We start from the raw sequence: 16,603 nt of genomic DNA, 5'->3' as shown, positions 1-16,603 counted from the left end.
CAAGCAAATAAACATATCATTATGCGTGAACAGGGATGGTTCACGCAGAGTTCTACGCCATACCACCGGATGAACAACGCGAACCATCAAAATTATCAATGAGCATTTGGCTCTATTCTCTCCGGGGCTCCCATGAGCGACTCGCAGCAACGCCATTCCGTGCGCAAGCACCCCATGAAACTCAGCACGTCAGTCAGCCTGATGATAAGCGCCGTGATTGCGTCTGTTTTGCTGGTTGTCCATATGCTCTATTTTGTTCAGGTGAGCGACACCACCCGCGATGGTGTGAAAGAAAAGGCCCTGGCCGTCGCCAGAACCATGGCAGATTTGCCCGAAACAAAACGCGCTCTGCTGCTGCCTCCTGACAGTAATATTATTCAGCCCATCGCCAGCGCAGTGCAAAAACGTAATGACCTGCTCTTTATTGTGGTCACCAATATGGATGGCATCCGTTATTCGCATCCGAATGCGGATGTGATCAGTCATCATTTTATCGGCGATGACATTAATCCGGCGCTGCTCGGCAACGAAAATGTCTCCATCAACAAAGGTACGCTCGACAAAGCGCTGCGCGTATTCACGCCGGTCTATGATGATCACCATAAGCAAATCGGTGTGGTTGCCATCGGGATTTCGCTGGTCAAAGTCACGGAGCAAATCAATAAAAGTCGCTGGAGTATTCTGTGGACGGTGCTTTTCGGCCTGATGGTCGGCGCGCTGGGCACTTACTGTCTGGTGAAATTGCTCAAACGTATTTTGTTCGGGCTGGAACCTTATGAAATTTCGACGCTGTTTGAACAACGTCAGGCGATGCTGCAGTCGATCAAAGAAGGGGTGATAGCCGTCGACGATCAGGCGCATGTCACGCTGATCAACCAGACGGCGCGGCAGACTTTCCGTGAAACCGCCATCGACGTAACGCCGGACGCCGATTCCCTGCCACTTATCGCCAACCTTCGCGATGTGCTCAATACCGGCGTGCCGCGCCGTGACGAAGAAATCAACTTCAAGGGGCGTTTGCTGCTGAGCAACACCGTACCGGTACGCAACAACGGCGTCATCATTGGCGCGATATGTACATTCAGGGATAAAACCGAAGTCAGCCAGTTAATGCAGCGCCTGAGCGGCATGGTAAACTATGCAGATTCGTTGCGTGAACGTTCGCATGAATTCATGAACAAACTGCATGTGATCCTCGGATTACTGCACATGAAAAGTTATGCTCAGCTTGAGGATTACATTCTCAAAACGGCCAATAACTATCAGGCGGAAATCGGTTCACTGTTGCTGAAAATAAAGTCTCCGGTAATTGCCGGTTTCCTGCTCAGCAAGATTAACCGCGCATCGGACACCCGGCATCTGTTAACGCTCAGCGATGACAGTCTGCTGCCGGATAATAATAATGAAGATCAGGTGGCAGCACTGATTACCGTGCTGGGCAATCTGATTGAAAATGCGCTGGATGCGCTTGGCGATCAGCCTGATGGTGAAGTCAGCGTCTTGCTGCACTATCAGAATGGTTCGCTGGCCTGCATCGTCAGTGATGACGGGCCGGGCATTCAGCCGGAAAATATTGACGCAATATTCGAAAAGGGTGTGTCGTCGAAAGGCGATCAGCGGGGCATGGGACTTTTTCTTGCTAAACAGCAAGTGGAAAGCCTCGGCGGAACGATTACTGTAGAATCGGAACCTGATGTTTACACTCAATTTTTTGTACAACTTCCCTGGGATGCCGAGAGGACAAATTCTTGATCAATGTACTGATAGTTGATGATGATGCCATGGTGGCAGAGCTGAACCGATGTTATGTCGGCCAGATTGACGGCTTCGCGTGCTGCGGCACCGCGTCGACGCTGCAACAGGCGAAAGATCTGGTACTGAATTCAGAACTGTCTATCGACCTGATTTTGCTCGACGTCTATATGCAGCAGGATAACGGGCTGGATTTGCTGCCTGAACTGCGTAACGCCCGACGGCCTGTCGACGTCATTGTCATTTCTTCGGCTGCAGATGCAGAAACCATCAAAAAATCGCTTAATTATGGCGTGGTGGATTATCTGATCAAACCGTTCCAGTTTTCCCGTTTCGAGGAAGCACTGACCGGCTGGCAGCAGAAGAAAACACTGATGGATAATCAGCAGTATTACGAACAGTCAGACGTTGACCGGCTGATCCACGGCAACAATACTGCGGCGGCGGACACCAAAAAGTTACCGAAAGGCTTAACGCTGCAGACATTACGCACCTTGTGTCAGTGGATTGATGCCCATCCGACAATGGAATTTTCCACGGATGAACTGGCAACGTCCGTGAATATTTCGCGGGTGTCTTGTCGTAAATACCTGATCTGGCTGGCACAGATGAACATTTTGTTCACCAGCATTCATTACGGCGTCACGGGCCGGCCGGTATATCGTTACCGTCTGCAGGCCGATCACTACTCGTTGCTGAAGCAGTACTGTCAGTAAGTCACCAGACGATAACGGTCATCCAGTGGCATGAAGGTAAACTGCCGCTGAGATGACAAGATAATCCGCCCGTCGCGGGTGACGAAAATCGCCTCGATGTGCGGAATCTGCGACATATATGCCAGACTCTTCTCCACGCCCATCCCGTACAGCAACGTTGTCCAGATATCCCCGTCTATTGAATCCTCAGAAATAATGGTCACGCTGAGCAGTTCGTTATCCAGCGGATAACCGGTTTTCGGGTCAAGGATATGATGATAACAGTGCCCGTCCAGTTCGAAATAACGCTCGTAAATACCGGACGTCACCACCGATTTGCCGATGACGTTGATCACACCGATCAGCGCGTCCGGGTCCGAAAACGGTTTTTTCAGCCCAATCGCCCATGCCCCTTCCGCACCGGAACCCAGCGTTTGTACGTTACCGCCCAGATTGATTAATGCGTTCTCAACCTGTTGTTCCCGCAGGTAATCCCGCACAACATCGGCGATATAACCTTTGGCAATCGCCCCGAGGTCGATTTCCATGCCGGCTTTTTGCAGAAACACCGAACGGGTTTGTTCATCAAGGATCACGTCTTCAGGATCGGTCAGCGCCAGCAATGTCTTGATATCCTGTGCAGCCGGGATGGTGTGACCGTTGAAGCCGATTTTCCAGCGCTTGACCAGCGGGCCGATGGTGAAATTAAAATGGCTGTCCGGCAGGCAACTGATGGCTTTCGCACGGCGGATTAATGCATAGACCGGTTCGCTGACGGTGACAGGGTCACGTCCTGCGGCATGGTTAATCGCCATAATATCGGAGTGCGCGCGGTTCACCGTGAAGGTGTTTTCCTGCAATTTGATCAACCTGAAAACGCCAGACGCCAGACTTTCGTTATGTTCAAACAGCTTGAGAAGAATGGGCGAACCCATCAAAACAGCGGAATAAGCATAAACACGATCGTCTGGCGTCATTGTAATACCCTGCGTGATAAACGGTTACCGCATCGCGAATTTCGCGGCGTTTTGCCCTGCAAGGATACCGAAGATAATGATATCTGCAACGGCATTACCGCCGATACGGTTGCCGCCGTGGATACCGCCAACCACTTCACCCGCCGCAAATGCGCCGCCGAGCACCTGTTGCTGCGCGTCCAGCACGCAGGTTTCGGTGTTGATGGTTACGCCACCCATGGTGTGATGCACGCCGGGTGCGATACGGATAGCATAGAACGGCCCCTGATTGATCGGGTGGCGCAGCGCAGTTTTACGGCCAAACTCCGTGTCGTGCTGTTTATCCACGGCGACGTTGTAACTTTCCAGCGTTGCCAGGAAGGCATCGGAGTTCATTTCCAGTTTCGCCGCCAGATCACGTGGTGAACTGCCGCTGATAACAAACCCTTTCGCAATGTATTCATCAGCCGCTTTATTGTTCAGGCGCACCTGCTCGTCAAACACCACGTAAGCAAATTTCTCCGGCAACGCGATGATGTTCGCCGATACTTTGTCGCGGGTTTCCATTTCGTTGAAGAAGCGTTTTCCCGCCTGACTGACCAGAATCGCCCCGCCGCCACGAATGGCCTCCGAAATCAGATAAGACGTGGTTTGTTCAACCGTAGGGTGGATCTGAATTTCGCCCATATCCACCGTGCCTGCGCCAATATTCTGCAGAATGGCGATGCCGCTACCGGTGGCGCCTTTGTGGTTGGTGGTCACGAAACCGTCCAGTTCAGGGCGATATTTCACCACCATTTCGCGGTTGGCGCTGAAACCGCCGGTGGCGACGATCACGCTTTTGGCATTAATCATCAGCACTTCATTGTCGTCATTGAGCAACTGCACGCCCTGTACCGCACCATCGGCATAACGGATTTCCGTGACCGACGTATCGAGCATCACGTCGATATTACGTTTGTTAAGATTCTTCACCAGACCGCTGATCAGGAAGCCGCCCACTGCACTGCGGTCCGCCGGACGGTGTGTGCGGTCGATGCTCATCCCGCCGGTAATGGTGATATCGCTCAGTTCAATATGGTGATCGGCCAGCCATTCCACCGCCTGCGGCGCACGTTCGATGAACTCTTTCAGCAGCACAGTATTGTTTTTGAACTGACCGCCTTTCAGGGTTTCCTGATAGAACAGCTCTTTGCTGTCTTCGATACCTTTCAGGCGCTGATAACGGGTTTCCGCGGCGTTCATACCGACCGACGCTTTAATGGTGTTACCGCCGATGGTCGACATTTTCTCGACGATCAGGACTTTCGCCCCTTCGTCACAGGCCTGAATCGCTGCCGCCAGACCGGCACCGCCGCTGCCGACGACCACAACGTCGTAGTTTTGTGGTTCATTCAGGCTGCCGCCCTCTTCCAGCAACTGCGCTTTGCAGGATTTGGCGATGGCTTTGGAGACGGCTTTTTTCACCGCTTCACTTTGCTCGGTTGCGCCGGTCACCGCATCGACGTGCGGGCTGTTAGCGTCGAGAATACGGCTGCGGATAATTTCAAAGCTGGTGGTGAATTCCACATCCGTGTCCGCGCCCGCTTCCAGCGCGATATCCGTAATGCGGTCGGTTTCCAGACTGACGTTAACGGCCAGTTCATGAGCAGGATCCTGCACTTTTTCCCGGAACACACCGGCTTTGAATTTCTTCGAGGTCATGCTCATGTCGCGGATCATCGCGTCCACCAGCGAGAAACGCCACAGCGGTTCAGGAATGGTCAGGGCTTCGCGTTGTGTGCTGTCGATAAACAGGTCGAGTTTCTGATCGGCTGCGATACGGTCAGTCCAGTCCGGATAAGCGATGCAGGCTTTACCGATGGCGATCATGTCATAGCCGTGTTCAAGCGCCATTTCCGCATCGGATTTATTCACGATACCGCCCACGCCCATCACCGGAATTTTGGCCAGTGTGTCGGAACGCATCGCGACATATTTGTCGATCAGTGGCGTTGGATCAGTGGTATCAACAATGGAAGGCCGCAGCGAGTAACCGAGGGAGAAATGCAGGTAATCCAGCCCGCGGGCAGCAAGCTGTTCCAGCAGATACATTGTGTCGGCAAAACGGATCCCCGGTTCTTCCAGCTCTTCTGGTGAGAAACGATAACCGATGATGAAAGAGGAATCGGCGTATTTCTTCGCCATCTCATGGGTGATATCGAGAACAGCCAGCGGGAAGCGGGCGCGGTTTTCGCGGCTGCCGCCCCATTTGTCGTCACGCTGGTTGGAATTCGGCGAGAAGAATTGCTGGATCAGATAGGTGTTCGCGCCGTGGATTTCCACGCCGTCAAAACCGGCTTCAATCGCACGACGCACGCCTTCACCGAATTTGGTGATCATGCCGTCAACTTCATCTGCCGTCAGTGCCACCGGTGTGGCCGCACCGTCACGTGGTGCCGCCAGTGCGCTTGGCGCAACCGGCTGCTGGCCACCAATCAGTTTTGGCTCGCTCATGCGGCCACCGTGATAAATCTGCAAAAGGGCTTTTGAGCCCTGAGATTTCACGGCTGCGGCGATTTTTGCCAGACCGTCGATTTTGCTGTCGTTATCGATACCGATAGCGCCGGGGAATGCCAGACCTTTATCATCGACAAAACAGCATTCAACAATCACGGTGCCGATGCTGCCGGCACGGGCGCGGTAATATTCAACCAGCTCGCTGGTGACGGTGCCGTCGTAAAAGCCGGTGCAGGTGGTCATTGGCGCCATCAGAATGCGGTTTTTCAACTCAGTACCATTGGGCAGAGTGAACGGACTTAATAACAGGTGGTTGGTGCTCATAATAATTACTCCAAACTTTAAGGTTTTAAATTCTGAATTCGTTATCGGCGCGCTATTTGAGCTATTTGAGATAAGCGCAGTGGAGTATTGATTTATTATTCGTTGTTTTTATTTCAATGCCGATGTCATGCTATTAATATAAGTTTATTTTTACTTCCAAAACTTATTACATTAGTTAATTAACTATTTATCTATTAACTTAACACCTGTTATATTAAAATTATGTTAACTATTAAATTAAATAATCACATTAATGCAAACTACAATCTTATTTGTATTTAACTGATGAGATGATTATTACATCCTCCGGGCTTTTCCCTTCGGCAGATCACGGAACCCGCCCGCTGGCAAGAGGTGGCAGATCGCCTGATGAGGGAGTGTGGCTGTGAATGACTCTCATTTTGCCCTACTCCATTTTTTGCTTTCCGTTACCCCGAAAGATACCCCCGTCACAAATTGCCCTTTAATTAATCAGGCAGGCTCTGCATAACGGTTTCATCCGATTTAAAAAAGAATTCAGCACCGTATTTTGTTGATCAAGATCAACAGTTAAAAATAGGGAAAACGCATTATATAAACATTTCCTCCCTCTTACGGGGAATAGTAAGCACTTAACAAAAATAACAATAACGAGGCAATTAACATGCCACTATTGAATAATTAAAAAAAAGATTAAGTAACTAAAAAAACCAAACGACATCTTACCTATGCATCATCACAATATTCCTAACTACCTAAGATAAATATTATGAGCGAAATATCAAAAACTGCGGTGAAAGAACCAGCGAAAAAAGCCGAATCCGGCAAAAAAAATCGCTGGATCTTTATGGTACTTCCCGTGCTGGTGTCCGTGCTGTTGCTGCTCGTTCCTGTACCTGCCGGTCTGGAACCTCATGCCTGGCACTTCTTCGCCATCTTTGTGGGCGTCATTATCGGTCTGATCTTCGAGCCATTGCCGGGGGCCGTTATCGGCTTAACCGGTGTGGTGGTCATCGCCCTTTTCAGCCAGTGGTTGCTTTTCAGCCCGGCTGAACTGGCGGATCCTAAATTCAAAACCGCAGCACAGTCCTTCAAATGGGCGGTCAGTGGTTTTGGCAACTCCACGGTATGGTTAATCTTCGGCGCGTTCATGTTTGCCGCCGGCTACGATAAAACCCAGTTCGGCCGCCGTCTGGCGCTGATTCTGGTGAAATATCTTGGTCGCCGCAGCCTGACGCTCGGTTATGCCATCACCTTTGCTGACTTATTACTGGCACCCTTCACACCGTCCAACACCGCGCGCAGCGGCGGCACGATCTACCCGATCATTGCTAACCTGCCGCCGTTGTATGGCTCAAAACCGAACGACCCGAGCGCACGTAAAATCGGTTCTTACCTGATGTGGGTGGCGATCACCGCAGCCTGTATAACCAGTTCGATGTTTCTCTCTGCACTGGCACCTAACCTGCTGGCGCTGGGTATCGTGAACAGCGTAACCGGTATCAACATTTCGTGGGGCACCTGGTTCATCGCCTTCCTGCCTGTCGGTCTGCTGCTTCTGTTGACTATGCCGCTGCTGGCGTACTGGTTCTACCCGCCGGAAGTGAAAATCAATGACGAAGTGCCGCGCTGGGCAACCGCTGAGCTGGCAAAACTGGGCAGAATGTCCCGTCACGAAATCCTGCTGCTGGTGTTCGTCTGCTGCGCGCTGGCGATGTGGATTTTCGCTGCGAGCTTTATCGAACCGGCCATGGCTGCTTTGCTGGTCGTAGTACTGATGCTGTGGACCGGCGTTCTGAACTGGAACGACATCACCAGCAACAAACCGGCCTGGAATACCTTCGCCTGGTTCGCCACACTGGTAGCACTGGCTGACGGCTTATCCCGCACCGGTTTCATCGCCTGGCTGGGTAAAGAAGGCGCAGCACTGATGGGCGGTATCTCCCCGGGCGCGGCGACAATTGCCCTGCTGCTGGCGTTCTACCTGCTGCATTACCTTTTCGCCAGCACCACGGCGCACACCACCGCCCTGTTACCGGCTATGCTGACCATCGGCGCGGCAATCCCTGGCATTAACATGCAGGTATTCTGTTTGCTGATGGTGACGTCTCTGGGTGTTATGGGGATCATCACACCTTACGGTACCGGCCCAAGCCCGATTTATTACGGCAGCGGTTATCTGCCAACCAAAGATTACTGGCGTCTCGGCACTATCTTCGGAGCCATCTTCCTGATTGCCTTACTGGTCATCGGTTATCCGTGGATGATGATGATGTTCTGATTGTGGCGATAAAATCACCCACAAAGCATTAACAGAGCATTTACTGAAAGAAAACATATAAACCCCGTTGCCAGCCTGTGTATTTGGCTGGCAACATACAGAACGAATATAAACGTCGCCCCGAACACCCCTGCTATACCGCGTCAACAGTCCCACCCGTGGCGGCAAAAACGGAAAAAGTGAGAAAACAATGTCGAACAAACCGTTCTATTATCAAAATCCCTTCCCCGTTTCCAAAGATGACACCGAATATTATCTGCTGACCAAAGAACATGTCTCCGTCAGCACCTTCGACGGCGAAGAAGTGTTAAAAGTGGAACCGCAGGCGTTAACGCTTCTCGCGCAACAGGCGTTCCACGATGCCTCTTTCATGCTGCGCCCGGCGCATCAGCAACAAGTGGCTTCCATTCTTCATGACCCGGAATCCAGCGAAAACGACAAATACGTTGCGCTGCAATTCCTGCGTAATTCTGAAATTGCGGCCAAAGGCATTCTGCCGACCTGTCAGGACACCGGCACCGCAATCATCATGGGTAAAAAAGGGCAGCGAGTCTGGACCGGCGGCGGCGACGAAGCCAGCCTGTCTCAGGGTGTGTATAACACCTTCATCGAGGATAACCTGCGCTATTCCCAGAATGCCGCACTGGATATGTACAAAGAGGTAAACACCGGCACCAATCTGCCTGCACAAATCGACCTCTACAGTGTCGATGGTGACGAGTACAAATTCCTGTGCATCGCCAAAGGCGGCGGTTCGGCCAACAAAACCTACCTGTATCAGGAAACCAAAGCGCTGATTACCCCGGCGAAGCTGAAAGATTACCTGGTTGAGAAAATGCGCACGCTGGGCACGGCAGCCTGTCCGCCGTACCATATCGCGTTCGTGATTGGCGGTACGTCTGCTGAAGCAACGCTGAAAACCGTAAAACTGGCGTCCACCCATTACTATGACGGTCTGCCAACGGAAGGTAACGAACACGGTCAGGCATTCCGCGACGTCAATCTGGAACAGGAACTGCTGGTGGAAGCCAACAATCTTGGTCTCGGCGCGCAGTTCGGCGGCAAATACTTCGCCCACGATATCCGCGTAGTACGTCTGCCGCGTCACGGTGCATCCTGTCCGGTCGGGATGGGCGTTTCCTGCTCCGCAGACCGTAATATCAAAGCCAAAATCAATCGTGACGGTATCTGGATCGAAAAACTGGAAGACAATCCGGGCCAGTACATCCCTGAGGCCCTGCGTGAGCAAGGCGAAGCGGGGCTGGTGAAAGTTGACCTGAATCGTCCGATGCCTGAAATCCTGGCGCAACTTTCTGAATATCCGGTATCTACCCGTCTTTCCCTGAGCGGTACGATTATCGTTGGCCGTGACATCGCACACGCCAAACTGAAAGAGCGTCTGGATAACGGCGAAGGCTTGCCGCAATACATCAAAGATCACCCGATTTACTACGCAGGCCCGGCGAAAACCCCTGAAGGTTACGCATCCGGTTCCCTCGGCCCGACCACCGCTGGCCGCATGGATTCTTACGTGGATCTTCTGCAATCCAACGGCGGCAGCATGATCATGCTGGCCAAAGGTAACCGCAGCCAGCAGGTGACCGACGCCTGCCATAAACACGGCGGTTTCTATCTCGGCAGCATCGGTGGCCCGGCAGCGGTGCTGGCGCAGCAAAGCATCAAGAGCCTGGAATGCGTGGAATATCCTGAATTAGGAATGGAAGCCATCTGGAAAATCGAAGTCGAAAACTTCCCGGCATTCATTCTGGTGGATGACAAAGGCAACGATTTCTTCCAGCAAATTCATGCAAATACCTGCGCGAAGTGTGTGAAATAAACGCCTGCTGAAAGACAAAAGGCCTGCCAGAAATGGCGGGCCTTTTTTATGGGTAACATGTCGCAAATCAGCGCATTTACGACATCATGTAAATCACGAGACCTTCTGTCACTATGCCCAGTGCAGTGCCGATGAGTATTGAGGAAGACGCAGATTCCACATAGGTGTCGCTGCGCACGGCGAACATACCTGCAGCAATGGCGGAAGGCGTTGCGCCGATGATCACCACCTGCTGCATCAGCGTATGGCTCAGCCCAAATGCCAGACCGGCAGCGGCCATAATCGCGGGCTGGATCAGGTTTTTCATGCCGATGTTAGTGACCGTATGAATATTCAGCGTCGGGCGCTCGCCGAAGAACAACAGACCCAACGCGAACAGAGAAATCCCGCCTGCGGTTTTACCCATCATTTCCACCGACGAGGACACCAGTTCCGGAATTTTAATGCCAGCCAGACTCATCGCCACACCCAGCACCGGGATCCAGACAATCGGATTGCGTACGGCTTTGAACAGATTATTCAGGATCATCTTGCCGAGGCTGCCCTGTTGAGCCAAATCGCTGTTTTTGTCACCCATGCGGATCAACACAATCGTCAGCGGGATCATCAGCACGCTGGTGATAAGATTACCGACCAGCACCCCCAGAAAACCTTCCGGCCCGATAAGCACCGCCAGTACAGGCGCGCCAAAGTAAGCCATATCCGGGAACGCGCAAACCAGCGACTGAATGGCGCTGGTTTTGATGTCATGGCGGAAAAACCAGCGCGAGATGCACAACGTCAACAAATAAGAGCCCATCAGGCCAATCACCAACACTGCCATAAACGATAAATTCTGAATCTTGGCCGGATCAGTATGTAATGCACCGATAAAAAGATGTAATGGCAGCGCGAAACGGATCACTACCGTGGCTAATACCGTAGCATCGTCACGTTTCATATAACCCAGTTTTCCGCTCAGCCAGCCTAATACCATAATAAACACTAAAGGAAATAATGAGGATAAGAGTAATGTCGGCATAATATGACCTTTTCTTTATTATTGTTGATGAGATAATTGAAGGAACAAAATGGCGGTTAGTTATATTATTTAAAACCAGACATCATTGTGACCCGTGTCACATCTGCCTTTATGGCAATAATAACAATAATTACTTAATAACAAATCACATCAAATACAATGAGTTATAATTAAACCATTAATTTCACTTAAATATCATATAATGTATTTACTCAACTTGAACCATCCGGAAACATTCAAAAACATTATGCAGAACTCATCACTAAAAAAGTATTAAAACGTTTTTGTAATTTAAGTAACCGGAATCAGTGCCTGTGTCGTGTTATAAAAAACAAATAATAAACAATCATCTTATTCAGGCTGCTATGGCCATTGGTTTTATTTTGGTAGTTCATACACTAATTCGACCGGTTATAGGATTTTACTGTGAGGGATCCGGCAACGGGAAATAACGTACCGGAAATTAACTGAGTTCAAATGTTCTAAGGCTTAATGATGTTAAAAAAACGCCCGCTCTACACCCACTACACAGGTTCATTATTACTCGAAAACCCGCTGCTCAATAAAGGCTCGGCCTTCAGCCGCGATGAACGTCTGGCGCTCAATCTTAACGGACTGCTGCCCAATCAGGTTGAAACTATCAACGAACAGACTGACCGCGCTTATTCTCAATTCTCTGATTTCAAACGTGATATCTCCAAGCATGTCTACCTGCGCAATATTCAGGACACCAACGAAACCCTTTTCTACAACCTGGTGAATTCACATCTGGAAGAAATGCTGCCGATTATCTACACCCCGACGGTCGGCGAGGCCTGTGAACACTTCTCCGATATATACCGCCGTGCCCGTGGCCTGTTCATCTCTTATCCTGATCGCGAGCATATCGATGAAATGCTGCAAAACTTCTCCAAAAATGACATCCGGGTGATCGTTGTCACCGACGGCGAACGCATTCTGGGACTCGGTGATCAGGGGATTGGCGGCATGGGCATTCCTATCGGCAAGCTTTCGCTTTATACCGCCTGCGGTGGGATCAACCCGGCCAACACGCTGCCGATCATGCTTGATGTCGGAACGAATAACGCCCAGCGCCTCGACGATCCGCTGTACATGGGCTGGCGCCACCCGCGCATTACCGACGGCGAATACAATGAATTCATGGATATGTTCATTCAGGCAGTAAAAACCCGCTGGCCGGATGTCCTGCTTCAGTTCGAAGACTTCGCGCAAACCAATGCTATGCCACTTCTGGAGCGCTACCGCGAGGAGTTGTGCTGTTTCAATGATGATATTCAGGGCACCGCGGCGGTCACGCTGGGCTGTCTGATTGCCGCCAGTCATGCCGCAGGCACCCGGCTACGCGACCAGCGGGTCACCTTCCTCGGCGCAGGTTCTGCCGGTTGCGGTATCGCGGAGAAAATCATCGCGCAAATGGTGGCAGAAGGTGCTTCCGAAGACGAAGCGCGCAGTCAGGTCTTTATGGTGGATCGGTTTGGCCTGCTGACAGATGACATGCCGAATTTGCTCGATTTCCAGCGTAAACTGGTGACAAGTAAAAACAAAATCAGCCACTGGAATGTGGACAACCAGAATATCTCGTTGCAGGACGTGGTGCATCATTCCAAACCAACCATTCTGATTGGCGTTTCCGGGCAACCGGGGCTGTTTACCGAAGAGATCATCCGTGAGATGCATCACAACTGCCATCATCCGATCATCATGCCGCTCTCTAACCCGACTTCCCGCGCAGAAGCCCGTCCTCAGGACGTGATCGCCTGGACCGAAGGTGCCGCGCTGATGGCGACAGGCAGCCCGTTCGCACCGGTACATTATCAGGATCACACGTACCCAATCCCGCAATGTAACAACGCGTATATTTTCCCCGGGCTGGGGTTAGGCATTCTGGCGTCGGGAGCGCGCCGCGTGACCGATAGCATGTTGCTGGCTGCCAGTCAGGCGCTGGCCAGCCTTTCTCCGCTGGCGACCACCGGAAAAGGGTCATTATTACCGGCTATTGCCGATATTCAGCATGTGTCTAAAATCATTGCCGCCGAAGTGGCGCGCGTCGCGCAACGGGAAGGCGTGGCACCGGAAGTTTCAGAAGATGAGTTACAGAGTCGTCTCACCAGCGAATTCTGGAAACCGGAATACCGGTCTTATAAACATTCGTCGTTCTGATGTGTATGGCCGGTACCTCGTACCGGCCAGTTGCGCACTGACATCGTTAAAGCTCCGCTTTCCCCGGATTATCAAAGCCTACCCGCCCGACAAACGGCAAACGCAACGCCGGATTCTTCACATCAATGCCCAGGTTCAGCCCCAGCACATTGACTTCAATGCCCTCTTCCACACCCAGCGTCACGCCCAGCAGTCCCAGCAAAGAAACCTGCACGCCGCGCCCGGATGGCGGTAAACCGATCGGATTGGTAATGCCGCGGTAATCTTTGCCGATCGCATTGGAAGGAAGATCAAGCTGCAGATCCGGCACTTCACGGCCGATGTGGGCGATAAACGTATTGCTGTTTGGCCCCGGCCACGCGTGATAGGTATGCGGATACGGGTAACTTTTGATCGCTGCTTCTATTTTGGGGATCATAATCTGCGCCTGCGCGCCGCGGTGATCAACCAGTATACGGGGCTGCGAGCCAAACCAATAGCCATCTGGAATAGCATAATCGCGGCGTACTACGTTGGTGCTGCCCCAGCTGATCACGTCATAACGGGTGAACTCTGTTTCCCCTTCACGTTTGTAAATTATCCACGGATGCACCGCCACCAGCCCGCGCCAGCCATAAGTCGGTGCAGCATAAATCTGGATAATAGCGATACTTTTCAGTCTGGCAGGATCCGGCGCAATACCGGCTGAAGTCCGTCGTGCCGTTGACCAGCTCTGGCCTGCAGGTTCTGTCCGTGTTTGTGTCGCTTTCGCGTAGCTGTATCCGAAAGACAGCAGTAAAACCAGAACAAACCCGAGACTTACCCATTTTATGGCGATCATGCTTTATTCACCTTTGCCGGTCCGTTCAAAAGAACAACGGTACTCATTCACCGAGAGGCTGGCAACGTGAAAGTCTGTTGTAAATCACAAAATTTGCTGCAAATAGCCGATTGGGATTGGGGGAATGCCAGGGGATAGAAACGTGAATCATGCGATGTTGCAAAATATATGGAAAAATGCGGATGACTGATGTCAGCCTGATCTGTAAAGTGCAATGCCACTCCTGGCACCCAAACTATCATTATCTTTTTTCCCGGGTACAGGATGGTACGGCACTCTTCCTTATGGGCGATTTCAATCAGCCTCGAGGTTGAGTTTATTAAGGTATGAAGCGCGCCCATGTCGGGAAATTTGACTAATTAGAGTAACGATAAGATGAAAATGAAATTCATACCGCCAATCATTGTACTGGCAGGTGCTGTTGGTTTTATGGTGTGGTTCTTTGTTAGCGGAGCTGCAATGCCTGGCGGCTGAAAGAACATCAATAAATGTGAGGCGTTTTTTACAGACAGGTCTCTATTACTTCAGATGCACCTGCAATTCAGTTAAGAAGGGCTGTATCTCGTTTGAGAATTTGAAAAAGCACCGTCACCAGGCGGTTATTTTATGTTTAACGTTACCAGCCCTGAAGCCGTCGTATCGCGAGCTGTAAAGCAATGTTGGGTCTGCCATTTGTGTCTATAGCCTCGTCCTGCGCGCGCTTAAGGCATAAGACTATGCGTCCCGCGCTAAAGTCTTCACCCGCCTGAGCAAACATTAAGCAGCATTCGCCTACCATCCTGCACCCTTCTCCAAAAGCCGAATTTTTACCTTGCATAGTTACTCCAGTAAACAGTAAACCTGAACATCAGATTTAACATAATAACTGAAATAATTGGATAAAGTTTGCGCAGGACATGAATTTCATCCCATTCTCATCTGAATTGCTCAAAACGGCAGTGAATTTTCTTTAATTACTAAACCCATTTCATTAAGCCAAATTCCCGGAAGAGACTAGTATGTTTTCGGGAGCATCGCTCTCGTTCCAAAACTAAATATTTAGTGATGATTCACTGGCCTTCGTTCGCGAGGGCTTTTTTGCGTCCCAATACTGACCTCATGCAGCGAACACAGCTATTTATGGGCTGTTATCCTTTTGATTGGATAATTATTACTCCGCTATGCTTATTTGGTTCTACCCGATCAAATTTCAAAACTGATGTTTATTGCCCGCCTGTCGCGGGCATCTTTTTATGATGCACAGTGTGTCATCAAACACCTGGTTGCCAGCATCGTTAACAATGAACGTTACCACGCCTTCAACCACAATCGCGCCATAGTCACTGGGCTCACAGGTGATTGAAGCCGCCTTTCAGCAGTCCATAAAGTCCCCGTCCATCATCAGGCGCTCCGACGGCGCGTCCCGGTTATCTATCAGTCCGGCGGCCAAAATCAGACTCCAGCCCATTGTTGCAGCCGCCTTGCTGACTCATACTGCCCGTAACACTGAAGAGATTTCGCGCATTAAATGAAAACAACAAATTGACGTTAACGCTTTGATTATAAAAGGATGAATATGACTGACTCTAAGAAAGCATTGATCATCGGCGCATCACGCGGTATCGGTTTGGGTGTGGTGGATGTACTCGCAAAACGCGGCTGGCAGGTCACCGCCACAACACGTGATGCCGTTCCGGCCAAAACACCGGCGGCTGTTGAATGGGTAAAACTGGACATCAATAAATCCGAAGCGCGGGAAGCGGTGAAAGACGCGCTGTCCGAAAGCCATTTTGATCTGATTTTTGTGAATGCAGGCGTATTTGGTCCGGATCATCAGGATATTGATCAGGCCAGCGACGAAGAAATTATTCAGCTATTTTTGACTAACGCCATTTCCCCTGTGCGTTGCGCCAGTGAATTACTGCCTTTCCTGAACCACCGTACCGGTGTGCTGGCGCTGATGACCTCTGAGCTGTCGAGTCTCAATGAGAATGACGTGGCAACTTATCCGCTTTATTCCGCCAGTAAAGCTGCGCTGAATATGCTGACCCGCGGGTTGCAGGCACAGATTGAAAAACAAGAACTGACGCTGCTTTCCGTGCATCCGGGCTGGGTACAGACCGATATGGGCGGTGAAAATGCCACGCTGACCGTGGCCGAAAGCGCCACCGGCATTGTTGATCAGTTCGAAGCCTGGCGCGGCAAAGGTGGCCATCACTTTGTTGAATATTCAGGCCGTGAACTGCGCTGGTAAATATGAAGTGAGCTGACAAAGGGCT

10 protein-coding genes are annotated in these 16,603 nt (G+C 51.1%); 6 read left to right on the top strand and 4 right to left on the bottom strand.

What is annotated here, in order from left to right:
- The first annotated feature begins 132 nt into the window (after positions 1–132).
- The gene (locus LC431_RS07425; protein WP_013578290.1) at positions 133–1,752 is read left to right on the top strand and encodes a sensor histidine kinase; all 1,620 of its coding nucleotides are present in this window, start codon (positions 133–135) and stop codon (positions 1,750–1,752) included.
- Positions 1,749–2,468, top strand: coding sequence for a two-component system response regulator DcuR (dcuR, locus tag LC431_RS07420; RefSeq protein WP_014416701.1), 720 nt, complete (start codon positions 1,749–1,751; stop codon positions 2,466–2,468). The genes LC431_RS07425 and dcuR overlap by 4 nt, the downstream gene beginning before the upstream one ends.
- Here dcuR and LC431_RS07415 read toward each other — a convergent pair.
- A complete protein-coding gene (locus LC431_RS07415; protein WP_112151385.1) occupies positions 2,462–3,424 on the bottom strand; it encodes an FAD:protein FMN transferase in 963 nt (320 codons plus the stop codon). The genes dcuR and LC431_RS07415 overlap by 7 nt on opposite strands.
- Positions 3,425–3,448: 24 nt before the next feature.
- Entirely contained in the window at positions 3,449–6,226 is a 2,778-nt protein-coding gene (locus LC431_RS07410) for a flavocytochrome c (RefSeq protein WP_013578287.1), read from the bottom strand.
- Between the two features lie 748 nt (positions 6,227–6,974).
- On the opposite strand from LC431_RS07410, the gene LC431_RS07405 reads away from it, so the two are divergent.
- On the top strand, positions 6,975–8,486 hold the full coding sequence (locus LC431_RS07405; protein WP_013578286.1) for an anion permease: 1,512 nt from the start codon (positions 6,975–6,977) through the stop codon (positions 8,484–8,486).
- 190 nt (positions 8,487–8,676) lie between these two features.
- A complete protein-coding gene (gene fumA / locus LC431_RS07400; RefSeq protein WP_223509563.1) occupies positions 8,677–10,323 on the top strand; it encodes a class I fumarate hydratase FumA in 1,647 nt (548 codons plus the stop codon).
- A gap of 76 nt (positions 10,324–10,399) precedes the next feature.
- On the opposite strand, the gene LC431_RS07395 is transcribed toward fumA, so the two are convergent.
- Positions 10,400–11,344 carry an AEC family transporter gene (locus tag LC431_RS07395; protein WP_153375296.1) on the bottom strand — a complete coding sequence of 315 codons (945 nt, stop codon included), beginning with the start codon at positions 11,342–11,344 and terminating at the stop codon, positions 10,400–10,402.
- 495 nt (positions 11,345–11,839) lie between these two features.
- Between LC431_RS07395 and LC431_RS07390 the strand changes: the two genes are divergently transcribed.
- Complete coding sequence (locus tag LC431_RS07390) at positions 11,840–13,525, top strand: NAD-dependent malic enzyme (RefSeq protein WP_014416698.1); 1,686 nt, start codon at positions 11,840–11,842, stop codon at positions 13,523–13,525.
- A 46-nt stretch (positions 13,526–13,571) separates the two neighbouring features.
- On the opposite strand, the gene LC431_RS07385 is transcribed toward LC431_RS07390, so the two are convergent.
- A complete protein-coding gene (locus tag LC431_RS07385) occupies positions 13,572–14,345 on the bottom strand; it encodes a DUF3750 domain-containing protein (protein WP_013578282.1) in 774 nt (257 codons plus the stop codon).
- 1,555 nt (positions 14,346–15,900) lie between these two features.
- Between LC431_RS07385 and LC431_RS07380 the strand changes: the two genes are divergently transcribed.
- Positions 15,901–16,578 (top strand): SDR family oxidoreductase, encoded by a 678-nt coding sequence (locus LC431_RS07380; protein ID WP_013578279.1) that lies wholly within the window; start codon positions 15,901–15,903, stop codon positions 16,576–16,578.
- Positions 16,579–16,603 lie beyond the last annotated feature (25 nt).

Origin of the sequence: Rahnella sp. GSA61A, assembly GCF_019969905.1 — a bacterium.
Classification (GTDB): domain Bacteria; phylum Pseudomonadota; class Gammaproteobacteria; order Enterobacterales; family Enterobacteriaceae; genus Rahnella; species Rahnella aceris.
Note: the sequence above shows the minus strand (reverse complement) of the source record. Positions and strands in the feature narration are given on the sequence as shown.